This window comes from Streptomyces sp. NPDC059649 (assembly GCF_042734445.1).
Taxonomy (GTDB): Bacteria; Actinomycetota; Actinomycetes; order Streptomycetales; family Streptomycetaceae; genus Streptomyces.
On the sequence record NZ_JBHWDV010000001.1, the window covers coordinates 286,184 to 306,521 of the forward strand.

The window sequence follows — 20,338 nt, forward strand, 5'->3', positions numbered from 1 at the left end:
TGACTCATGACGCTCGATGAGGTGCTGAGGCGGCGGCCAGTGAGAGCACCGCACTGAGTGCGGCAGCGCCGTCGAGGAGGGCCTGGGAGCGAGCCGCGATGCTCGCGTCCCTGGCGGCCAGCGCGGAGGCGACATCCGACGACCGGCGGGTGCACCGGAGCTCCGGCATGAGGGCCCGAAGAGGTGCGATGCGGTAACCGGCGCTACGTAGTTGGTGAACGATCCGCGCATCGCGCACTTGAGTGGGGCCGTATCGCCGAGTTCCTCGCACGGGGTCGCGGTCGGGAACGACAAGGCCCTCGGCATCCCAATGCCGCAACGTCGAAGGTCGCACGTCCAAGGCGACGGCGAGTTCGGAGATGCTCATCGTGTCCGAGGCGCGTATGTCGTCGATGGGCTCACTGGTGATGGACTGGGCGGCCTCCTTGGCCAGCCTCAGTTCCGTGCGCTCGGCGTGGAGCCGGGCGTGCGCCGCGTCGAGAAGGGCAAGTGCCACTTGGGAGGCGGGGTACCGGTGGACGGCCCGCACGATCTTCTTGGCCTCGGTCGGACCCGCGCCCGCTGCCAGGGCCCGGTAGGCCAGCGCGGACTGCAGATGGATCTCTCCGTAGATCCGGTAGCCCGTGGCGGTGCGCGTCGCCGGCGGCAGCACACCGTCGCGCTCAAGATTGCGAACCTGCTGAACGGAGTACCCGGTCCGCCGCGCGACATCGCCGGTGCGCATGTCCCCCGATTTGAGACTTGGCATCGCTCAGCCCCTCCATCGCAGCCTCTAAGTCTCCACAAGCACTTCAATGCAACGCTAGAGCACATGACCATGGAAGAGATCATCAGCTTCGTGGACGGCCTCGACGGCGTCCTGACCCTCAGGCCTGCGCCCGGCGACGGCTCGCCGGAAATCGGCTGGGGCGACACGTTCTTCTACTACGCGCCCGATGGCGTCACCCCGACAACGACCCAACCGTTCGCGACGGTGGTGACCAAGAACTACCCCGGCGACGAGACCTCACGTCTGGACCGCCCCGACACCTTCCGCGTGAACATCTCCGCCGGGAAACAGGCCTTCATCCGCTGGACCGGGCATACGCCCCGCGAACCAGCCTCCACCGGGGTCGACCCGGGCACCGCCGACACCGTGATCGCGCACCCCGTCTACGGCACCGCCGGCTGGCTGGCAGTGGTGAACCCGGGCCCGCGTACGGAAGCGGCCACCCGCGAGCTGCTGTCCACCGCGTACCACCTCGCACGCTCACGCCATGAACGGCGCGCTGAATCCACGGACCGTACGGGGTAGGCCCTCTCCTCCGCCCGGTCGGCGTCGTCGTCAGCGTGCCGCGGCTGGGGGTGTCTGTTCGATGAGGGTGGCGGTGGCCCGGTCGAGGAACTCGCAGAATCGGCGGTGTTCGTCGGGGGCGAAGCGGTCGGTCAGGGCGCGTTCCAGCACGATGACTTCCTGGTAGGCCCGGTCGAGCAGGTCTCGCCCGGTGTCGGTGAGGGTGGCGAGCATGACCTTCGCGTGGGCCGCGGAGGCTTGGCGGCTGATGAGTTCCTTGGACTGCATGCCGTTCAGGACGGTTGCCATGCTCTGCTGGGAGACGCCGCAGGCGCGGGCGAGTTGAGCGCCGGACCGGCCATCCGCGCGGGACAGGGCCAGGAGCACCGTGTACTGGGTCATGGTCAGCCCGTAGGTGCGCAGCACCGCCTCGTGGTGGGCCATCAACGCCTGCTCCGCACGGCGGATGCGGGTGCACAGGTACTCCTCGACAGGCACCTCAGACATGTCTCAACTCCCTTTGTTGACTCAACTACCTGATACTCGCTACCTTCGGCGGTATCAGGTTACTGATTCCACACAGGGGGTTGAAACGTGATGAAGGCCGTTGTTCTGGGTGCCGACGACCACTTCCGTCTGACCGAGGTCCCCGACCCGGTTCCCGGGCCGGGCGAGGTCGCCGTCCAGGTCGCCTACGCGGGCGTCCAGTGGGGCGATGTGCTGGTGCGCGACGGGCACTTCCCCCTCCCGCGACCGCTCGTGCCCGGTTTCGAGGTCGCGGGCCGGATCGTCGCGGTCGGTGACGGAGTGGATCAGGGTCGCGTCGGCGAACAGGTCGTCGCCCTCGTGGGCGGAGGCGGTTACGCCCAGGTCGTCCTCGCCCCGGCCGCCCTGGCGATCAGCGCAGCGAACGTCGACGCCCGTACCGCGGCCGGATTCGGTTGGAGCACCCCCACCGCCTACGCCCTCATCCATACCGTCGCCGGAATCGGCCCCGGTGACAGCGTGCTGATCCACGCGGGCTCCGGCGGGGTCGGCACCATGGCGGCACAGTTCGCCGCCGCGGCGGGAGCACGGCGCATCGTCGGCGTGGTCGGCGACGCGGAACGGGCCGGCTACGCACGGCAGTTCGGCTATCACCAGGTACTGACGCGGGCTGAGTTCCCCCGGGCGCTCGGCGAGGAGACCTTCGACGCCGTCCTCGACCCCGTCGGAGGCGCCACCCGCACCGCAAGCCTGGCACTCCTGGCGCCGCACGGCCGGCTCGTGGTCTACGGCAACATCGCCACCTTCGACCCGGTCGACCTCTCGACCAACGACCTGCTCATGAACGGGCAGTCCGTGCTGACGTACAACAGCAACCTCCTGAGCCGAACCCACCCGGCCCGGCTGGCTGCCGGTGCCGCCGAAGCGCTGGCGCTGGTGGCCAACGGCTCGGTGCGGATCGACATCACCGCCGAACACGAGCTCGCCGACGTGGAGACCGCCCTCGCGAACCTGGCCAGCGGCACCACTCACGGAAAGAGCATCATCCGGGTCCGGTGAGCGGTGAGCACGGCGGTCGGTGCTTGCGGCAGGTGAGCGGTGGGCATGGTGGCCGACGCACGGGGCGGGTGCTGGACACCGCCCATGACAGGAATGCAGTCGGTCACAGTGTGGTCCCGTTGATCTGTGGTCGCTGGTCGGCGCGGTCGGCGAGCGTGCGCAGTGCGTCGGCGTAGGTGGCCCAGACGTCGTGGGCGAGGAAGTGGCCGACTCCGGGCAGGGTGAGCAGGCGGGCGCCCGGGATGGCTGCGGCGATGTGGTGGGCGGCCGTTGGGCGGAGAAGCGGGTCGCCTTCGCCGTGCAGGACCAGGGTCGGCGCGGTGATCCGGGCGAGTGGTCCGCCGTGCCACTTCGCGCCGATCTGGCGGCTCTGCGCCTTCCGGTCGCGGAGGCTGGCGACTTGGTGCGCGGCTTCCTTGTCGACGAACTCGCGCACATCGTGCTCGTCGAGGTGCTGGTCGGGCGCGGCCAGGATGCGGGCCATGGCCACCGCCAGGTCCAGGTTGCCTTGCGGAGTCTCGGGGTGGTGGAGCCGGGCGAATCGGGGCAGGCAGGCCAGGCGCAGATAGCGCAGGACGTTCAGGCCCTTCGCGTCGCTGGGTACGGCCGAGGAGGTGGCCATGCTGAGCACGCGCTGCGGGTGGCGGATCGCGGTGCGCTGCGCGATGAGCCCACCCAACGAGTGGCCGAAGAGGTGGGCGCCCTCCCAGTCGAGGGCGTCGAGGACGGCGACCGCGTCGTCGGTGAGGTCCTCGGCGCTGTAGGCCGGAGCGTTGCGGTGCAGCAGCGCCTTGATCGGCGGGCCGACGCGCCGGTCGGGCAGGTGGGTGGACTCGCCGGCGTCGCGCTGGTCGTAGGCCACGACGTGGAAGCCGCGGCGGACCAGTTCGGTCACCAGGCCGTCCGGCCACCAGAACCGTGAGGTTCCCAGCCCCATGACCAGCAGCAACGGGTCGCCGCCCGCGCCGCCGAGGTCCTCGAAGGCGATCTGGATCCCGCCGTTGTGCGCGAAACGCGTCATCGTGCCCCTCCCATTCGCAAACGTCGTTCGCGAACACCGTATGCGATAGGTAGGCTGGTGGCAACGCGGGAGGTGGCAGTGGCAGGACAGCAGGAGCCGGTGATCTGGATGCGGCCGGAGCAGGCGCCGGTCGGGCGCCCGGCCGAGCGCAGCCGGGCGGAGATCACCTCTGCCGCGGTGGAGCTGGCCGATCGTGAGGGCCTGGAGGCCGTCTCCATGCGCCGGGTCGCCTCGGCCCTGGGTACCGGTGCCGCCTCGCTCTACCGCTACGTGGCCACCCGCGACGACCTGCTGGACCTGATGACCGACAGCACCGCGAGCGAGTACCACTTTCCCGCCCCCAGCGGTGACTGGCAGGCCGATCTGCTCGACATCGCCCGCCAGGCCCGGCAGATCATGCGCCGTCACCCGTGGCTGCCCACCATGGTCATGGGCCGGCCCGTGCTCGGCCCCCACGGGGTCGACCTCCTGGAGCATGTGCTCGACGTGCTCGCCGACCACCCGGCCGACCCCGCGCGCAAACTGGAGGCATTCGCCCTCATCAGCGGCCTGACCGCGCTGTTCGTCCAGAACGAGACGGCTGCCGGGGACACCGGCGCGATCCGCCGATCCGCCTACCTCCGGCACGTCGCCGGCGCGGGAAGCCACCCCCGCATCGCCGCCCTGCTCGCCGCTTCCCCGCCCGACGGCAATCCCCACGACCGGTTCGACGTCGTCCTCGTCCGCGCCCTGGCCGGAGTGCTGGGCTGACGTCGCTGCGACTGGGCACACCTCTGCTGGGCACGCAGTACACACCTGCTGGGCACTCACCTGACGGCGCGGCTTCGGCTGCTACGCCGACCGGCCCCTCCCTCTCGGCCGCCAACTCGGCTGTGCGCTGGCCGACTTCCGCCCCTCACGCGGTGGCGAGCATCCGCGGGGCGTGCGGTGGCGAGCATCCGCCAGGCGCCCTCGCGCACGGTCGGAACGCCAGGCCGCAACCCCTAGTACGCATGCCGCTCCGACCGCTTCGTCCATGCCTCGTAGGCCGTGGAGCCCAGTTCGGGGTAGATCTGCTCGACCTTGATCCGACGCTGATCGAGCGGTTTGGTGAAGTCCTCGTACTGGAACGAGTCGTCGAAGCCGATCTTTCGGGTTTCGTCCAGATCGCAGCTGAAGTAGACCTCGTCGATCCGCGACCAGTAGATGGCGCTCATGCACATCGGGCAGGGGGCGCCGCTGATGTAGATCGAGCAGCCTCGAAGCATACGGGCGCGTTCCGGGACGGGGTCCGGGGAGCCCTCGGGGCGCGGGACGTACTCCAGCGTGCTCTCGTTCTGATGGTCCGGGGAGATTGACGGCGCCTCAGGGTTGAGCAGTTGCACGGCCTTCCGGATGGTCTCCACCTCGGCATGGGCGGTGGGATCGCCGGTCAGCAGTACGCGGTTCTGCCCGCGGGCGACGATCTCGCCATCGCGTGCGAGCACCGCCCCGAAGGGGCCGCCCCAGCCCATTTCGACGGACTCGGTGGCGAGTCGTACCGCCTCGGCCATGAGCTCTTTCTGTTCCATAGCGGAGTCTCCCATCGGCATCGGCCGCTTGTCCGGGACCAAACCAACTGCCCCATTTGCCGCTTAAATGGCTTTTGAACTAGGCTACTGCAGGTGAGTGCCCGTGCAAGCCGTGACTCCACGGCCGATATTGCCACCGTGGTGACCTCGCAGAAGGTCCGCGAGGGGCGGGCCGACGAGTACCGGCGCTGGCAGGACAGAACCAACCAGGCGGCCCGCGAATTCGAGGGTTTCGTGGGCGCCGAGGTGTACCCGCCCGGTGCCGGCGCCGCAAACGAATGGGTCACCGTGTTCCGCTTCTCCGGAGTGGGGCACCTGACGGCCTGGCTGGATTCGGACCGGCGGGCGGAGCTGCTCAAGGAAGCGCGCGGGCTCTTCGAAGGGCCTCCGTCCCAGGAGGTGTTGCGCGGCGGCAGCCCGGCGCAGGTGACGCCGAAGGTCGTCACGGCCGTCATCTCCCATGACGTGAAACCAGGATGCGAACAGGGCTTCCTCAAATGGCAGGAGAAGACGCTCAAGGCCCAGGAGAAGGCGCCGGGGTTCATGGGCTCCGAACTGTTCAAGCCGGTCGAGGGCGTTCAGGAACACTGGGTGGTCGTCTTCCGGTTCGACTCCCGCGAACACCTCGACGACTGGCTCGAATCGGACGTGCGCAGCGCGCTCCTGGAGGAGGGAAACAAGTACTTCACCGCCTATGACGTGCGCAAGGTCAGCTCGGCGTTCAGCGGCTGGTTCAGGTTCGGCCACGGCGCCGGTGAGGGTGCGCCGCCCAACTGGAAACAGGCAATGACCGTGCTTCTGGCGCTCTATCCGACGGTGATGGTGCTCACGCTGACCCTCGGAGACGCGCTGAACCGCGTCAAAGTCCCGCTCTACCTGGCCATGTTCGTCTCGAACATCCTCAGCGTCAGTGCGCTGACATGGCTTCTGATGCCACTGGTGAACCGAGCCCTCGCGTTCTGGCTGGAGCCCGGCCGGACCCTCGGCCGCAGCTCACAGATGGCGGGCATCGCCGCCGTGGCGGTCTGCTATCTCGTGTCCCTCGCGGTCTTCGCCGTGATCACCCTGGCCTGATTCCCCACTGACGTTTCGGACGGTCCGCGTGCATCAAGGAGGCGACCATGGGCCGATGGACACAGGTGTCCGCACCCGACCTCGACGGAACCCTGATCCGCCGGGGTGACAGCGGTTACGAGGACGCCCGGGCCGACGTGGTCTGGAACGGTGTGACACCGGCGCGGTTCCCCGGTGTCATCGTGCGGGCCGCCTCGGAGAGGGACGTCGTACGGGCCGTCGACTACGCCCGGGAGCAAGGGCTGCGCCTCTCCGTCCGCTCCGGCGGGCACAACTGGTCCGGGGCCCCGCTCCGCGACGACGGGCTGTTGCTCGACCTCTCCCGACTGCGTGAGTGCACCCTGGCCCCGGCCGCCGGCCCCGACCCTCCGACGGCCACCGTCGGGCCCGCCGTCACCGGCCAGGAACTGGTCGCCGCCCTCACCCCGCACCAACTGGCCTTCCCCGTCGGCCACTGCCCCACCGTCCCGGTGGGCGGATTCCTGCTCAGCGGCGGCCTCGGCTGGAACTCCCGGGCCTGGGGCGCCTCCTGCGCCGACGTCCAGGAGGTACGTGTGGTCACCGCCGACGGACGGACCGTCGACTGCACGGAGGCCTCCCACCCCGACCTCTTCTGGGCCGCGCGCGGCGCCGGACCGGGCTTCTGCGGCGTCGTCACCGGCTTCCGGCTCGCCCTGCACCCCCACCCCGTCTCGATCATGACGACCAGCTGCACCTTCCCCCTGGCCGACACCGCCCGGGTCACGGAGTGGGCCGAGCCGATCGCGCGCGGGCTGCCGCCGTACGTGGAGACCGCCTTCGTGCTCATGGCGTCCGGCCCGGCGACGGAATCGGTGCCCCCGGGGCCCCGCATCTCGGTGGTCGCCACCGCCTTCGCCTCCTCGCCCGAGACGGCCCGGCAGGCCCTCGAACCGTTCACCGAGTGCCCCTTCGGTGAGCTCGAAGTCGCCGGTGAGCCGCCCACGCCGACCTCGTACGCGGCCCTGCACGAGGGCGCGAGTGCGGTCTGGCCACCGGACCACCGTTACGGGGCGGACAACCTGTGGGCCCCGGAGAGCTACCAGACCCAGCTGACCCGGCTGGTGGATCCGTTGGCCACCGCGCCCTCGGGCAAGTCGCTGGTGCTCGCGCCCGTGCAACCGGTCTCCGAGGACCCCGCGCTGCTGAGCAATATGGCCTTCGCCCCGCTCGGCGCCTCCTACCTGGTCTGTTACGCGATCTGGGACGACCCGGCCGACGACCCGGCGAACGGTGGCTGGCTGCGGGAGGCGATGGCCGCGGTGGACCCGCGCGGAGGCGGCCGGCACTACATCGCCGAGGCGGACCTGGAAGCCGGCGGCCCGCGCGCGCAGTCCTCGTACGCACCGGCCGCCTGGGACCGCCTCGCTGAGATCAAAGCCCGCTGGGACCCGGACGACCTCTTCCACTCCTACCTCGGCCCCTGAGCGGCCCGCCGGGCTGGCCCGTGTGCGGTGGCAGGTGCTGCCGCGGGTAACCCCTTGGGGCGTTTGGATGGGTGTAGGGGGGATTCCGTGTTCCGTCACGCTTCGCGTATCGCTGTCGCCGTAGCCGGGGCTGCGGCTCTGGCCGCCACCGCCGTGCTGCCCGCCGCCGCGGCCGACCACCACCGCGGCCACCACGTCCCGGGCGCGCACCACCACGTCCGCTCCGCCGTGGTGCTGGGGCCGATCCAGTACGACAGCCCCGGCCGCGACGACCGCTCCAACTGGAGCCTGAACGCCGAGTGGGTCACCGTCCGCAACACCGGCCGCTGGCCGGTCACCCTCAAGGGCTGGACGCTCTCCGACAAGACCGGGCACAGCTACCGTTTCGGCAATGTCCGTCTGGCCGGCCACAGCCAGGTCCGCGTCCACACCGGCATCGGCCGTGACACCCGCACCGACCTCTACCAGGACCGCCGCGACTACGTCTGGGACAACTACTCCGACACCGCCACCCTGCGCGACGACCACCGCCGCATCGTCGACTTCACCTCCTGGGGTCGTCACGGCCACTGGGGCCACCACCACTGACCCGCCCCACAGCCGGTGAGATTCCACGTCACTCATCGGCGCCACCCACGATGCGCCGCAGGTGTCCGGTCCTGCGGCGCATCGCCATGTCCGGCCGGAACCGGCGTGTTTCCTTCCACGGTGGAGGGGTACACGGGAGATCAGTCCCCGGCTGGCCTCCCCCGTCCAGCCGGGGACTTCGCGCAGGAACAGGCGTTGCCTCCGGCACGGTTTCCGGGGCGCGGAAGGCCGGGTGCCCGGCCGTGGCTACCGTTGCCTCATCACCCAACAAAAGTGAATCCGGAGACCCTTGTGCCCGTGCCCCTCGGCGAGGACCTGGTGGCGCTGCTGCGCCGCCCCAGCACCTGCTACCTCGCGACGACGATGCCCGACGGCTCGCCCCAGCTCACCCAGGCATGGGTCGACACCGACGGCGAGCACATCCTGATCAACAGCGTGGAGTCGCATCAAAAGACGCGCAACATCGCGCGCGACCCGCGGGTCGCCGTCGCAGTCGCCGACCCCTCGGATCCGACCTCTTACGTCCAGATCCGCGGCCGGGTGGTGCGGGTGACCACCGAGGGTGCGGTCGACCACATCGAGGCGCTCGCGCAGAAGTATCTCGGCGGGCCGTACCCGTGGTTCGGCGGTCGCGACCAAGTCCGGGTGATCCTCGTGATCCAGCCGGAACGGATCAGCAGCCCCCGCGGCTAGGCGCGCGGGCAAGGAGACTTCGAGGGGGACAGGGGCCGCTTCCCGGTCCGAGCGGGACCCCTGCTGTGACGGGGCGCACGACCTGGTCCGCGACCGATGGGTTACCGTTTCCGGACTTGTCGGACCGTCGCAGAGCCACGCGGAGAGAACGTTTGACTCCTCACCACTCAGCCCCTGCGCCTTCCGAACCTGCTCGGAGTGGCGTCGTGCCCCTTGTCCGTGGCCTGCGCGCGCCCCGTGCCGTCGTACGGGCGGTGGCCCTGGCGAGCGTGGCGGCGGGCACGGCGGCACTGCTGGGCGGCTGTGCGCAGGCCGGTGCGCCCAAGAGCGCGGGGCATGCCGCTCCCGTTACCGGTCCGGCGGAACTGTGGCCCGGCAGTAAGCCCGCGCCGGCGGCTTCGCCCGCCACGGGAGGGGAGGAGGCACCGCAGCCGCTGACCGCACTGCCGCGGGTGCCGTCCGGGGACATCCGGAAGGTGTCCGCGGGATCCGTCCTCCTGGCGCAGATCGACGCCGACAAGCGCCGCGACCAGCCCGTCTTCGAAAAGGGCGAGGAGCGCAAGATCCGCGCCTGTGCCGGCAAGCCGGGCTCGCGCTCCTGCCCCGTGCGGGCCCCCGAGTACCACGATCTGACCGGCGACGGAAAGGACGAGCTGATCGTCGGCGTGCAGAGCGGAAGCAACCTCCTGATCATCTACGCCTACACGCTCAAGAACGGGGTGGTGACCTCGATCCTGGGTTCCACCAGTTCCCCGCAGTCGGTGGAGGTCGCCGACCACAAGCTGGTCATCCACGAGCCCGGGGACGCGCCGGGTTACGAAAGCCGCACGGTCTACGTATGGGATGCGCGGCACCAGGTCATGACGATCCAGGATGTCGGCTACGGTCGGCGAGCCCCGGCCTCCGCAGCCCCTTCGGGCAGGTGAGCCGTGCGCACTCTCCGGCCGCGTACGCCGCGGTGGCTGCATGCCTGGACGGCGACGCTCTACTGGAAGGCCGCGGTCTTCATCACCGTCATGTGCTGCCTGCTCGCCACGGTGCTCGGCACCTTGGTGCACGTCCTGGTGGACCGGCAGACCCAGGACCGTGCGCGCCACACGGCGCTGGCGGAACTGGACCGCGGCAAGTCCGCGTACGTCGCCGGGGACCCCCTCGACCGCAACGTCTCGGTGAACCCACCGGACCTGCCCGCTCCACTGCGCGAGATGACCGTGCGGCGGCACGAGCGCGGAACCCAACTCGCCACGCACCAGGGCCGCCCCGTGATGTGGGCCGCCACCCCCGTCACCGGGGGGAAGGTGCTCGCGCTACGGCTCGACTACAGCGAACAGGCAGCCTCCCTCCGCGGCCTGGACGGAGCCATCATCGGTTCCTCCGCCGCCGCGATCGCCCTCACCCTGGGGGCCGGACTGATCTCCGTCTCCCGCATCACCCGCCGACTGCACCGCACCGCCCGCGTTGCCCGACGGATCAGTACCGGCGACCTCGACGCCCGCGTGAACGACCCGCGCTCCCGGCGCCCCCACCGGGCCCAGGACGAGGCCGCCGCCGTGGCGACCGCGCTCGACGCGATGGCCGCCAGCCTCCAGACCCGACTGCACAGCGAACAGCGCTTCACCGCCGACGTCTCCCACGAGCTGCGCACCCCGCTCGCCGGGCTCCACTCCGCGGCCGAGCTGCTGCCGCCCGGCCGCCCGACAGACATGGTGCGCGACCGCGTCCGGGCCCTGCGCGGGCTGACCGAGGACCTGCTGGAGATCTCCCGGCTCGACGCCCAGGTCGAGAGCGCCGACCTCGACCTCCACCAACTGGGCCCGCTGGCCGAACGCGCGGTACGGGCCACCGGAACGACGACCGAGGTCCGCGTCATAGCGGACGACCAGGTCGAGACCGACCGGCGCAGGCTCGAACGCGTCCTGGGAAACCTCGTCGCCAACGCCCACAAGCACGGCGGTTCGCCCGTCGTGGTCACCGTCGACGCGCCGGTCATCACCGTGCGGGACCACGGCGACGGCTACCCCGCCTACCTCCTCGACCAGGGGCCGCAGCGTTTTCGGAGCCAGTCGGGCGGATCTGACGCCGGCAGGCGGACCGGCCACGGCCTGGGCCTGACCATCGCCGCCGGCCAGGCCCACGTCCTCGGCGCCACCCTCCGCTTCTCCAACGCCCCCGACGGCGGGGCCGTCGCCGAACTCCGCCTCCCGCCGTCTCCGGAGTCGTCTCCGGGAAGCGTTCTGTAGCCAACCACACTGGCAACAGGGTCAGCCGAGGTTGGTGAGGGGAAGCAGGCCACGTTCGACGAAGACCTTCTTGGCGACGAGTGTCGCGTTGATCGACCGGGGCATGCCGCAGTAGACGGCCGAGTGCAGCAGCGCCTCGGAGATCTCGGTCGGCGTCAGGCCGACGTTGAGCGCCGCGTTGATGTGCACGTGCAGCTCGATTTCACAACCGCCGAGCGCGGTGAGTACGCCCAGGGTGACCAACTGACGCTCGCGTGGGGCGAGTTCGGGGCGGGAGTACATGTCGCCGAACGCCCATGCCACCACCTGGTGGCCCAACTCGGGCGAGGTGTCTGCGAGCGAGTCGACGATGCGCTGTCCCGCTTCGCCGTCAACCTCCTCCAGCACCTTCATGCCGTACGCGTAGCGCTCTTCGCGGTTCATGGATGCTCCTCAGGGTCTGGTGTGCGTTCCGGTTCCGTCCGGTGCGCTGTGTCCAGCCTGGCCTGAGCGGCACCCAAATCTGCTTCGTGGGCATAACTTCATATACTTCCCATGCCTGGGAGGTATGGATGGAGCTAAGGCTACTCGGCTACGCCGTCGCGATCGCAGAAGAGGGCAGCATCAGCGCTGCGGCCCGGCGGCTGCATCTGACGCAGCCCACACTCAGCCGCCAACTGGCCGACTTGGAGCGGCAGTTGGGAACAAAGCTCTTCGTCAGGGAAGGGCGCGGTTTGACGCCGACGCAGGCCGGTCAGGTTCTGGTCCGGCGTGCGGCCACCGTGCTCGCCGAGGCGGAGGCCGCTCTCAAGGACGTGCGCCTCGCCGCGCAAGGCATGACCGGACGACTGGTCGTGACCTTCGCCGGTTCGGGCATCAACGGACCGCTCGGTGCCGCGCTGGGTCGCCTGCGGCGCGAACTACCGCGGATCCAGCTCCAGTTGGAGGAAAGCTTCAACGACGCGGAGATGTCGACCGGTGTTCTGGAGGGGCGCTACGACCTCGCGGTCCAGCGCCTTCCACTGCGCGATGCCCGGCTGGCCACCCAGGTGTGGTGGCGGGAACCGCTGACGCTGTTCCTGCCCGCCGGCCATCCGCTGGCCTACCCCCCTGAACCCGCCCCGCTCACGGCACTGGGCCAGATCCCCCTGGTCATCTGGCCGCGTGACGTCTCACCGCGGTCCTACGACGAGATCATCGCCCTCTGCCACGGCGCCGGCATCGTGCCGCAGATCGGGGCGGAAGGCCGAAGCGTGCAGACCCTACTGGCCCTGGTCGCCGCCAAGTTCGGCGCAGCGGTGCTCGCCGATTCGCACCGTGCGCTGCGCCGCATCGGAGTGACCCCCCGGCCACTCGCCGACACCTCGACCGCCTTGCACCTGGTGTGGCGGGCCGACGACACCAACCCCCTCATCGAACGGGTCCGCACCGTCCTCACCGAGGCAATCGCCGGATGAGACCGGCCTCGGCATGGGGCGCTGCCTGTGCCGCACCTCGGTCACGCTGATGCGCGGTGGCGCATTCCGCGCCGGCCCCCTTCCGCCCCGACCGCGTGGAGTGGGCCGGCGGCGGTGCGTGGACGCATTGCCAAACGAGTGTGGACTCAGCGCTAACGACAGCCTACTGGTGGCCCGGCATCGTAGGACGCGTCACCCGGCCGCCGGGCACGTACGGCCCGGTGGCCGACCGAACGGACGACCTTCGTCCCACGCCTCAGGCGTGATCACTCACCGAAGGAATACCTCATGCGTATTCGACCCATAGCCGCCGGACTTGCCGCCGCTGCCGCACTCTCGCTCGGCGCCGCGCTCCCGGCCGCCGCCGATTCCCACGCGACCGTCGCGTCCAAGGCCGCGAACCGGCACGTCAAGGTCTACGTGGACGCCAAGTACAAGGGTGCGACCACCAGCTTCCACTCCAACCGTCCGCACCTGGGGGACGAGGGCTGGGGCGACAAGATCAGCTCCGCCAAGAACCTCGGCAACCGCACGGTCACCTTCTACAAGCACGGCAACTACAAGGGCGCCCACTTCTCCCTGGCGCCGGGCGACCGTGAGGCGCACTTCGGCAACCGTGGTCTGAGCGACGCCGTGAGCTCCATCAAGTTCCGCTGAACAGCACGTTCCGTCAACGGTGAACTGCTGACGGGCGGGGTGCGGCCCACGGGCTGCACTCCGCCCCACCCGGCACCGCACTCCGCCCCACGCACACCGCGCCACGCACGACGAGAGGCAACCATGTCGCGCTCCCGCGCCCGGGCCGTCACCGCGCTCACGCTGCTTCTGGCCACCACCGCCTGCACCGCTGGGCACCAGGAATCACCCACCGGGCACCCCACCGCACCGCCGTCCGCAACCCGGCAGGCCGGGCAGCTGACGCTCCCGCTGGACGCCTATGCCTCGTCCACGGCAGAGACCTACGCGGTGGAAGACGCCCAGGACATCCTCATGCGCCGGTGCATGAACGACCGGGGCCTGGAGTGGAAGCCACTGCCCCGGGTGAGCGCCCAGGACATCGAGCCGCCGAACGCAGGCCGTTACGGAGCCGTCGAGGCAGATGCCGCTGACTTCGGCTACCACCCGCGCCCCGAACCGGCCTCGGTGGTACGGCGCAACCGAGCCTGGGACGAGCGCGAGGCTCTCCCCGCCGAGGTACAACACGCGGCCTACGGGACCTCCGGCAAGGGCGGGTGCCTCAAGGCCGCCCAGCGCCAACTCGCCGGCGACACCGCACCACCCGACTACCACGCCTTCAACCAGCTGACCGGCACCGCGCTGGAAGCCGCCCGGCGCGCTCCCGAGGTACGCAGCGCCGTGCGCTCCTGGCGTACCTGCATGGCGAAGGCAGGCTTCGACTACGAGGATCCGCTGGCGGTCGCCGGCAGCAGGCGTTGGGAAACGGCCGACCCCACGTCGACCGAACGCGACACCGCCCGCACCGACGTGGCCTGCCAACGGTCGACAAAGGTCATGACGGCATGGGCAGCGGCCGAAATCCGCATCCAACGCCGCCTGATCAAGGAGAACGCCGACCGTCTGGACGAGGCGAAGGCCCGGAAAGACCGCTGGCTGGCAGCCGCCCGCCGCGTACTGAACCGCGCAGACGGCTGAGTCAGACCAACCGGCTCCCCCTCACCGCCATCCCGCTGCACGTACCCACACCGAAAGGGCACACCATGCGCATCGGTTACCTGGCCGCTACCGGCACCGCTGTCGCCGCACTCTCGCTCGGCGCCGCGCTGCCGGCCGCCGCCGACGGCGTCCAGGCGAACGCCCGCGTCCCCAAGGCGAGCGGCGCGAAGGTCATGGTCTACAGGCACGCCAATTTCCAAGGCAGGCGCGAGGTCTTCACCCGCGCCGTGCCGAATCTGGCAGCCCGCGGATGGGACCACGTGGGCGCCGTCGTGAATCAGGGCAGGCGCACGGTCGTCCTCTACACCGGCAAGAACTACCACGGCGCCGCCCTTTCCGTGGCGTCGGGAAAGTACGTGTCAAACGCGGGTGATCGTGGCCTGCCCCACGGCTCCCTCCGCTTCCGCTGACAGCGCGCCGCTGACTGGGCGGGGCCCTCTGCCGGGGAAGGCACCCGGCCGAGGGCCGACTGCTCCTCATCCGCTCGAACCCGTACGACGAGATAGGTGAGGCGTACGAGGGCTTCAAGCCCCTGCCGCTGGAGCAGCACCCGGCGGTGCCCGGCTTCCTGGCCATGGTCGAAGTGTCTGGGGGCGGCCGGATCCAGCGAGCTGACCTGGCTACCGCTGGAGGTGTCCGACGCCGGTGTGCGTACGTTCGGTGCGGACTTCTGGGCGGACTTCCGCGCCAACCCCCCGTTCGAGATGCTGCGCTGCCGCGCCTGACGACCGACCGGGCGCCCCGGCGGCCGGCCGACCGGTCGTTCCGCTTCCCACAGCGGTACTGGACCACGGACGGTGGCCGGCGATCGGCTCAGGGCGCCGGCCTGGGATCGATCCACAACGCCTCGGAGACCGCGCACAGTTCGCCCTCCGCCGTGGTGAGTGCCACACCCACCATGTGCTTGCGGCCGGACTCCGACCGCAGCCATGCGTACGCCATGTACCGCTCACCTGCCACGACCGGCCGCAGAACGGTGCCCGTGAGGGCCGCGGTGACGGCGCCCGGACGCTGGGTGCCCAGAAGGCGGCCCGCCCAGTTTCCCGGGCAGTCCAGGGCACCCCAGACCAGTCGGGTCGGGAGGAGGCCGTCCGGGTCGGCGAAAGCGGGGGAGGGGGTCCAGGCAGTGGCCACAAGGTCGCGGTCCGGCACCTGCGTGCAGTGCAGGCGCAGGCCGCGGTCAGCGGTGCGCAGACCGCAGCCGAAGCAGTCGACGACACCCGACGGCGGCGTCGCCCGGAACCTCTCGGTCGCGGCCACCGCCTCGTCCCAGGAGGGCGCGGCCGGCGTGTCGAGCAGCAGTTCGGCGGGGTGCGCAGCGGCACGGGGCCGCTCGCTCTCGCCCAGCTCCACGCCTCCTCCCGCGGTTTCGGCGATCCGCACGGGCACGTCCGTCGGCACCGGCCCAAGGAAGTCCACCCGTACGGTCTTGGCCCCGGATCGCTCCGCCAGTACACCGGCGACGTAGCCGCCGAAGGCCACCCCGGGATAGCCGACGTACAGTCCCGGCACCACGATTGCGTCAGTCCTCATCATGATCCCCATCTCACCGTATCTCCGGGCCGTTCGGCTGCTCCGCCCGGCAATGGATCGGGGATTCTGCATGCGTGCGCCGTCCTCGCGTTGCCTGGCGCGTGTGCCGTCACCGCGTTGCCTGGCCTCAGGGACACGTGACGATCTGCCCGGCCCAGGACAGACCGCCGCCGAAGGCCAGCAGCAGGACGGGGGCGCCGGGGGAGAGCTCGCCGCGTGCGGTGAGCTTGGACAGGGCGAGCGGGACGGACGCGGCCGAGGTGTTGCCGGACTCGACGACATCATGGGCGATCACCACGCTCTCGGGGAGGTCGAGTTGGCGTACGACGGCGTCGATGATGCGCAGATTGGCCTGGTGGGTGACGACACCTGCCAGGTCGGCCAGGGTCAGGCCGGCACGTACACAGGCTTCCCGGGCGATGGCGGGGAGTTCGCCGGTGGCCCAGCGGAAGACCGTCTGGCCTTCCTGGGCGAAGTGGGGGTGCCAGTCGTCGACCAGGCGGACAGCCTCGCCCCGGGTGGGGTCGGAGCCCCAGACGACCGGGCCGATTCCGGCGGCGTCGGCGGCGCTGAGCACGGCGGCGCCCGCCCCGTCACCGAGCAGGACACAGGTGCGGCGGTCGGTCCAGTCGGTGACGTCGGACATCTTCTCGGCACCGATGACCAGGGCATGTTGGGCGGCGCCCGCGCGGATCGTGTGGTCGGCGCAGGCGAGCGCGGTGCAGAAGCCCGCACAACCGTTGTTGAGGTCGAAGGCCACCGGGGAAGGCAGGCCCAGGCGTGCCGCGACCTGGGCGGCGATGGAGGGACAGCGGTCGATCGCCGTGCACGTTGCCACCGTGATCAGTCCGATGTCGGAGGGCTCCAGCCCGGACGCGGCCAGTGCCTTGCCGGCGGCCGCCGCGGCCATGTCGGTGACCGATTCGTCGTCGTCGGCGATGCGGCGGGTGGCGATGCCGGTACGTCGCCGGATCCACTCGTCGTTGGTGTCGACCATTGCGGACAGGTCCTCGTTGGTCAGGACTCGCGTCGGCTGGTGGTGGCCCATGGCAGTGATGCGGCTTCCCGGCACGGTGGAACGCACAGGTGATCTCCTCGGCTGGCTCGGTGACCCGGCTCCGGAATATAGCAACCGATCGGTCGGATGCTAAAGGTTGGCGGTTCGGTACGATGACGCCATGAGCCCTCGCAACTCCCGCGCCGAAGCCCGCAGAACCCGGGAGCGCATCGTGGAGCGCGGCATCGCGCTCGCCTCGGTCGAGGGTCTGGAAGGGCTCACCATCGGGCGTCTCGCCACCGACCTCAAGATGAGCAAGGCCGGGGTGCTCGGGCACTTCGGCACCAAGGAGGCGCTTCAGCTTGCGACCCTGCAAGGGGCCGCGGCGGCTTTTTCGCGATTGGTCTGGGCGCCTGTTGCGCACGAGAAGCCGGGCCTGCCCCGCCTACGGGCCGCCTGCGAAACCTGGATCGCCTACCTGGAGACCGGGCGCGACATCTTTCCCGGCGGTTGTTTCTTCACCGTCGCCTCCACCGAGTTCGACGCCCGCGGCGGCCTCGTCCGCGACGCCGTGGTCCGCCTCCTGCGGGCCTGGCGTCACCGCCTCACCGCCGAAGTGCGCACCGCCGTCGCGGCAGGCGATCTGCCGATGGACACCGACCCGGATCAGGTCGTGTACGAGCTGGTGGGCCTCTACATGGCCCTGAACCAGGAAATCCAGCTCTTCGCCGATCCCCTGGCCACCGCCCGCACCCGCCGCGCCGTCAACCGGCTCCTCGCGCAGCCGTAAAGATCCGGGCAAGTCGGCCGTAGGGCTCTGGACAAGCCCGCCGTAGATCCGGGTAAGGCTGTGGCGCATGGCTCAGTCAAACGATGCGGCCGACGGCTCAGGGCCTGTCCCGCAGCCGCCGGCCAGGCACGCGTCATCCGAGCGGCACGCGGCCCGGAACGAAGGGCCCGACATCCAGATGAGCTGCGATGCGCGTGATCGTCCGGGCGTTGTCCTGGAACAGATGCGCCTGCATGCCCGCAGCCTGGGCGGCCGCCACGTTGGCTGCGACATCATCGATGAAGAGACAGCTCTCCGGTCGCACCTCCAAGCTGGCGCAAGCGGCGTCGAAGGCACGCGGATCAGGCTTCTCGATGCCGATCTCGTGCGAGTAGACGATCTGCTCCACCAGTTCGTCGAAGTGATACCGGGCCGTCTCACGCTCCCGGGCACCAACGAAACTGTTGCTGAGGATGCCCAGCCGGCAGCTTCCGCGCAGCCCTCGCACGTAGTCGATGAGCTCGCCGTTCGGCGTCCCCAGATACGCTGCCCAAAGATCAGCCATGAAGGCCTCAGCCTGGGGCGCGTCGAGACCCAATCGGGCCGCCACCTGCTCGTGCACCTCGCGCTCGCTGATGCTCCCGACCCTCCCGGCCTGCCACACGTCGCGCATCCGCTCATGGACAGTGCCGAGTGGCAACTCCAGCCGCTCTTCCCACCGTTGCACCCATCCCGTTTCCGGCGTGATCTCCAGTACGCCGCCGATGTCGAGAATGACGCAGGTCGCCGTCACGCGAACTCCCCCTCTTCGTCCTGGCTTGACCAGCGAACGCAGACGCCCGCTGGTCCGATCGACAGCGCCACCCTCGTCTCTCCCCCTGGGGCAAGGTCAAGCGATCTTCGAAGTCCCACGAGGACGGCATAGTGCTCGCTGGGGAAACCCGACGGGGGGAGACCGGCTGCCGGCCTCCCCCCTTATCCAGATGACTGCGGTCAGCGCAGGCGCAGTGCCTCGCGGATGGTGGTGAACAGGTCGGTCTGGTTGGTGATGCCGAGGACGCGGTACGCCTGCGGGCCCTGGCCGGCGATGCGGACCTGCGTGCCGGTGTGCTCCTGGGACTGGCCCGGGGTGTTGGTCGAGTAGTTGACCTTCAGCTGCTGGCCCTCGTTGGTGACCAGGGTGGAGGACATGCCGGGCGGGGCGGCCTCCAGCGGCACGATCTGGCTGGTGTGGCCGTGGTCGGCGGTGGTCACCACGAGGGTGTCGGGGTGCTCGGCCGCGTAGGCGCGGGCCACCTTGACCGCGCGGTCGAACGCGGCGGTCTCGCCGATCTGGCCGCACGGGTCGGCCGCGTGGTCCTGCTTGTCGATCGAGGCGCCCTCGATCTGGAGGAAGAAGCCCTGCTTGGAGTGCTTCTGCTGCTGCTTGGACGCCAGCAGCTCAATGGCCTTGGCCGCGGAGTCGGCGAGGCTCGGGGTGGTGGAGGGGCGGTTGGGGTTGGAGGTCACGCACCGCTGCGGGTCGGTGCCGCCGGTCGCCGCAGGCTTGCCGGTCCACTCGGTGGGGACGTTGCCGGAGGCGAACAGGCCCAGCACCGGCTTGCCCGCCTTCACGTTCTTAAGGCCCGCGTGGTCGGTGATGACCTGGTATCCGAGCTTCTTGGCCTGCTCGGTGACGGTGAGGCCCTTGTAAGGGCCGTCGGTGACCTTCTGGTCGAACCGCTGCTTGCCGCCGCCGAAGAGCACGTCGGCCTTGTGGTTGACCGACTGCTCGGCGATCGAGCCCGGACCGCCCTGGGCGATCGTGTCGCTCGGGCACTTGGCCATGTCGGCCGGGCCCTGGCAGGAGCGGTCGGTGGCGTGCGCGGCGAGCACGGCCGGGGTGGCGTCGGTGAGTTCGGCGGTGGTGACGCTGCCGGTGGCGTAGCCGTTCTTCTGGGCCAGCTCCAGCAGGGTGGGTACGGCCTTGTCGGTGCCGGGGGTCTTGGAGATGCGGCCGTTGACCGTCTTCACGCCGGTTGCCCAGCCGCTGCCGCTGGCGGCGGAGTCGGTGACGTAGTCCGGGGTGCCGTCCGCGTGCACGGCGTACGTGGTGTAGGAGCCGGTCAGCGGGAACTTGTCCATGTTCAGGCGGCCGTTCGCACCGACGGTGTAGTCGCGGGCGAGGGTGATCTCGGAATCGCCCATGCCGTCACCGATCAGCAGGATGACGTTCTTTGCCTTGCCGCCCTGGATGGCGCTTTGGGCCTGCTCCTTGGAGTCGGAGGCGCCGGCCGTGGTGGTGACGGCGACGGCGGCAGCGGTGGCGGTGGCGGCGGCAAGGGCGGTGGCCATCGCGAGGTGACGGCGACTGGGTCTGTGCATGGAGGCGACTCCTTGAGACGTCCGACGGGCGGATGCGGGTGTCAATGGGGCGAGAGCAGATCACCAGTCGACGGTGAACCGAAGATGACGTTCCGGAGCTGCTGTTGTTGCCAACACATGGCGTCAGGCAGAAGCA

General features: G+C 70.2%; 23 protein-coding genes. 14 read left to right on the forward strand and 9 right to left on the reverse strand.

Features of this window, described 5'->3' with window-relative positions:
• Positions 1-4 precede the first annotated feature (4 nt).
• Positions 5-748 (reverse strand): MerR family transcriptional regulator, encoded by a 744-nt coding sequence (locus ACFV1J_RS01295; RefSeq protein WP_385855119.1) that lies wholly within the window; start codon positions 746-748, stop codon positions 5-7.
• 63 nt (positions 749-811) lie between these two features.
• On the opposite strand from ACFV1J_RS01295, the gene ACFV1J_RS01300 reads away from it, so the two are divergent.
• The gene (locus tag ACFV1J_RS01300; protein WP_385855120.1) at positions 812-1,294 is read left to right on the forward strand and encodes a DUF6194 family protein; all 483 of its coding nucleotides are present in this window, start codon (positions 812-814) and stop codon (positions 1,292-1,294) included.
• 30 nt (positions 1,295-1,324) lie between these two features.
• On the opposite strand, the gene ACFV1J_RS01305 is transcribed toward ACFV1J_RS01300, so the two are convergent.
• Positions 1,325-1,780, reverse strand: coding sequence for a MarR family winged helix-turn-helix transcriptional regulator (locus ACFV1J_RS01305; RefSeq protein WP_385855121.1), 456 nt, complete (start codon positions 1,778-1,780; stop codon positions 1,325-1,327).
• Positions 1,781-1,870: 90 nt separating this feature from the next.
• On the opposite strand from ACFV1J_RS01305, the gene ACFV1J_RS01310 reads away from it, so the two are divergent.
• Positions 1,871-2,818, forward strand: a complete 948-nt coding sequence (locus ACFV1J_RS01310) for a zinc-binding alcohol dehydrogenase family protein (protein WP_385855122.1) — start codon at positions 1,871-1,873, stop codon at positions 2,816-2,818.
• Between the two features lie 103 nt (positions 2,819-2,921).
• On the opposite strand, the gene ACFV1J_RS01315 is transcribed toward ACFV1J_RS01310, so the two are convergent.
• Positions 2,922-3,839, reverse strand: a complete 918-nt coding sequence (locus ACFV1J_RS01315; protein ID WP_385855123.1) for an alpha/beta fold hydrolase — start codon at positions 3,837-3,839, stop codon at positions 2,922-2,924.
• Positions 3,840-3,917: 78 nt separating this feature from the next.
• Here ACFV1J_RS01315 and ACFV1J_RS01320 point away from each other — a divergent pair, with 78 nt between their 5' ends.
• Positions 3,918-4,589 (forward strand): TetR/AcrR family transcriptional regulator, encoded by a 672-nt coding sequence (locus ACFV1J_RS01320; protein WP_385855124.1) that lies wholly within the window; start codon positions 3,918-3,920, stop codon positions 4,587-4,589.
• Between the two features lie 233 nt (positions 4,590-4,822).
• Here the strand turns inward: ACFV1J_RS01320 and ACFV1J_RS01325 are convergent, their stop codons facing one another.
• A complete protein-coding gene (locus ACFV1J_RS01325; protein WP_385855125.1) occupies positions 4,823-5,389 on the reverse strand; it encodes a nucleoside deaminase in 567 nt (188 codons plus the stop codon).
• 93 nt (positions 5,390-5,482) lie between these two features.
• On the opposite strand from ACFV1J_RS01325, the gene ACFV1J_RS01330 reads away from it, so the two are divergent.
• The 6 genes from ACFV1J_RS01330 (at position 5,483) to ACFV1J_RS01355 (ending at position 11,429) form a co-directional block, all read left to right on the forward strand.
• A complete protein-coding gene (locus tag ACFV1J_RS01330) occupies positions 5,483-6,463 on the forward strand; it encodes an antibiotic biosynthesis monooxygenase (RefSeq protein WP_385855126.1) in 981 nt (326 codons plus the stop codon).
• 47 nt (positions 6,464-6,510) lie between these two features.
• A complete protein-coding gene (locus tag ACFV1J_RS01335; RefSeq protein WP_385855127.1) occupies positions 6,511-7,908 on the forward strand; it encodes an FAD-binding oxidoreductase in 1,398 nt (465 codons plus the stop codon).
• A gap of 87 nt (positions 7,909-7,995) precedes the next feature.
• Positions 7,996-8,496: a lamin tail domain-containing protein gene (locus tag ACFV1J_RS01340; protein WP_385855128.1), complete on the forward strand. Its 501-nt coding sequence runs from the start codon at positions 7,996-7,998 to the stop codon at positions 8,494-8,496.
• A gap of 297 nt (positions 8,497-8,793) precedes the next feature.
• Entirely contained in the window at positions 8,794-9,189 is a 396-nt protein-coding gene (locus tag ACFV1J_RS01345; RefSeq protein ID WP_385855129.1) for a PPOX class F420-dependent oxidoreductase, read from the forward strand.
• A 206-nt stretch (positions 9,190-9,395) separates the two neighbouring features.
• Positions 9,396-10,115 (forward strand): hypothetical protein, encoded by a 720-nt coding sequence (locus ACFV1J_RS01350; RefSeq protein ID WP_385855130.1) that lies wholly within the window; start codon positions 9,396-9,398, stop codon positions 10,113-10,115.
• A 3-nt stretch (positions 10,116-10,118) separates the two neighbouring features.
• Positions 10,119-11,429: a sensor histidine kinase gene (locus tag ACFV1J_RS01355; RefSeq protein ID WP_385855131.1), complete on the forward strand. Its 1,311-nt coding sequence runs from the start codon at positions 10,119-10,121 to the stop codon at positions 11,427-11,429.
• A gap of 21 nt (positions 11,430-11,450) precedes the next feature.
• Here the strand turns inward: ACFV1J_RS01355 and ACFV1J_RS01360 are convergent, their stop codons facing one another.
• Positions 11,451-11,852, reverse strand: a complete 402-nt coding sequence (locus tag ACFV1J_RS01360) for a carboxymuconolactone decarboxylase family protein (protein ID WP_385855132.1) — start codon at positions 11,850-11,852, stop codon at positions 11,451-11,453.
• A 128-nt stretch (positions 11,853-11,980) separates the two neighbouring features.
• On the opposite strand from ACFV1J_RS01360, the gene ACFV1J_RS01365 reads away from it, so the two are divergent.
• The 4 genes from ACFV1J_RS01365 (at position 11,981) to ACFV1J_RS01380 (ending at position 14,949) form a co-directional block, all read left to right on the forward strand.
• Complete coding sequence (locus tag ACFV1J_RS01365; protein WP_385855133.1) at positions 11,981-12,865, forward strand: LysR family transcriptional regulator; 885 nt, start codon at positions 11,981-11,983, stop codon at positions 12,863-12,865.
• Positions 12,866-13,153: 288 nt separating this feature from the next.
• Complete coding sequence (locus tag ACFV1J_RS01370) at positions 13,154-13,522, forward strand: peptidase inhibitor family I36 protein (protein WP_385855134.1); 369 nt, start codon at positions 13,154-13,156, stop codon at positions 13,520-13,522.
• A gap of 123 nt (positions 13,523-13,645) precedes the next feature.
• Entirely contained in the window at positions 13,646-14,518 is an 873-nt protein-coding gene (locus ACFV1J_RS01375; protein WP_385855135.1) for a hypothetical protein, read from the forward strand.
• A gap of 65 nt (positions 14,519-14,583) precedes the next feature.
• Positions 14,584-14,949 carry a peptidase inhibitor family I36 protein gene (locus ACFV1J_RS01380; RefSeq protein ID WP_385855136.1) on the forward strand — a complete coding sequence of 122 codons (366 nt, stop codon included), beginning with the start codon at positions 14,584-14,586 and terminating at the stop codon, positions 14,947-14,949.
• Positions 14,950-15,352: 403 nt separating this feature from the next.
• Here the strand turns inward: ACFV1J_RS01380 and ACFV1J_RS01385 are convergent, their stop codons facing one another.
• Entirely contained in the window at positions 15,353-16,075 is a 723-nt protein-coding gene (locus ACFV1J_RS01385; RefSeq protein ID WP_385855137.1) for a PaaI family thioesterase, read from the reverse strand.
• 124 nt (positions 16,076-16,199) lie between these two features.
• Complete coding sequence (locus tag ACFV1J_RS01390) at positions 16,200-17,144, reverse strand: beta-ketoacyl-ACP synthase III (protein WP_385855422.1); 945 nt, start codon at positions 17,142-17,144, stop codon at positions 16,200-16,202.
• A gap of 106 nt (positions 17,145-17,250) precedes the next feature.
• On the opposite strand from ACFV1J_RS01390, the gene ACFV1J_RS01395 reads away from it, so the two are divergent.
• Positions 17,251-17,859, forward strand: a complete 609-nt coding sequence (locus ACFV1J_RS01395; protein WP_385855138.1) for a TetR/AcrR family transcriptional regulator — start codon at positions 17,251-17,253, stop codon at positions 17,857-17,859.
• A gap of 133 nt (positions 17,860-17,992) precedes the next feature.
• On the opposite strand, the gene ACFV1J_RS01400 is transcribed toward ACFV1J_RS01395, so the two are convergent.
• Together ACFV1J_RS01400 and ACFV1J_RS01405 are read right to left on the reverse strand one after the other, a co-directional pair.
• Positions 17,993-18,631 (reverse strand): HAD-IA family hydrolase, encoded by a 639-nt coding sequence (locus tag ACFV1J_RS01400; RefSeq protein WP_385855139.1) that lies wholly within the window; start codon positions 18,629-18,631, stop codon positions 17,993-17,995.
• A gap of 200 nt (positions 18,632-18,831) precedes the next feature.
• Positions 18,832-20,202 carry an alkaline phosphatase gene (locus ACFV1J_RS01405; protein ID WP_385855140.1) on the reverse strand — a complete coding sequence of 457 codons (1,371 nt, stop codon included), beginning with the start codon at positions 20,200-20,202 and terminating at the stop codon, positions 18,832-18,834.
• Between the last annotated feature and the right edge of the window lie 136 nt (positions 20,203-20,338).

Coding starts and splice junctions, on each gene's coding strand:
- ACFV1J_RS01360 (WP_385855132.1), bottom strand. CDS start 11,852: ATGAACCGCGAAGAGCGCTACGCGTACGGCATGAAGGTGCTGGAGGAG.
- ACFV1J_RS01310 (WP_385855122.1), top strand. CDS start 1,871: ATGAAGGCCGTTGTTCTGGGTGCCGACGACCACTTCCGTCTGACCGAG.
- ACFV1J_RS01380 (WP_385855136.1), top strand. CDS start 14,584: ATGCGCATCGGTTACCTGGCCGCTACCGGCACCGCTGTCGCCGCACTC.
- ACFV1J_RS01375 (WP_385855135.1), top strand. CDS start 13,646: ATGTCGCGCTCCCGCGCCCGGGCCGTCACCGCGCTCACGCTGCTTCTG.
- ACFV1J_RS01325 (WP_385855125.1), bottom strand. CDS start 5,389: ATGGAACAGAAAGAGCTCATGGCCGAGGCGGTACGACTCGCCACCGAG.
- ACFV1J_RS01300 (WP_385855120.1), top strand. CDS start 812: ATGACCATGGAAGAGATCATCAGCTTCGTGGACGGCCTCGACGGCGTC.
- ACFV1J_RS01305 (WP_385855121.1), bottom strand. CDS start 1,780: ATGTCTGAGGTGCCTGTCGAGGAGTACCTGTGCACCCGCATCCGCCGT.
- ACFV1J_RS01395 (WP_385855138.1), top strand. CDS start 17,251: ATGAGCCCTCGCAACTCCCGCGCCGAAGCCCGCAGAACCCGGGAGCGC.
- ACFV1J_RS01335 (WP_385855127.1), top strand. CDS start 6,511: ATGGGCCGATGGACACAGGTGTCCGCACCCGACCTCGACGGAACCCTG.
- ACFV1J_RS01365 (WP_385855133.1), top strand. CDS start 11,981: ATGGAGCTAAGGCTACTCGGCTACGCCGTCGCGATCGCAGAAGAGGGC.
- ACFV1J_RS01385 (WP_385855137.1), bottom strand. CDS start 16,075: ATGATGAGGACTGACGCAATCGTGGTGCCGGGACTGTACGTCGGCTAT.
- ACFV1J_RS01370 (WP_385855134.1), top strand. CDS start 13,154: ATGCGTATTCGACCCATAGCCGCCGGACTTGCCGCCGCTGCCGCACTC.
- ACFV1J_RS01315 (WP_385855123.1), bottom strand. CDS start 3,839: ATGACGCGTTTCGCGCACAACGGCGGGATCCAGATCGCCTTCGAGGAC.
- ACFV1J_RS01405 (WP_385855140.1), bottom strand. CDS start 20,202: ATGCACAGACCCAGTCGCCGTCACCTCGCGATGGCCACCGCCCTTGCC.
- ACFV1J_RS01295 (WP_385855119.1), bottom strand. CDS start 748: ATGCCAAGTCTCAAATCGGGGGACATGCGCACCGGCGATGTCGCGCGG.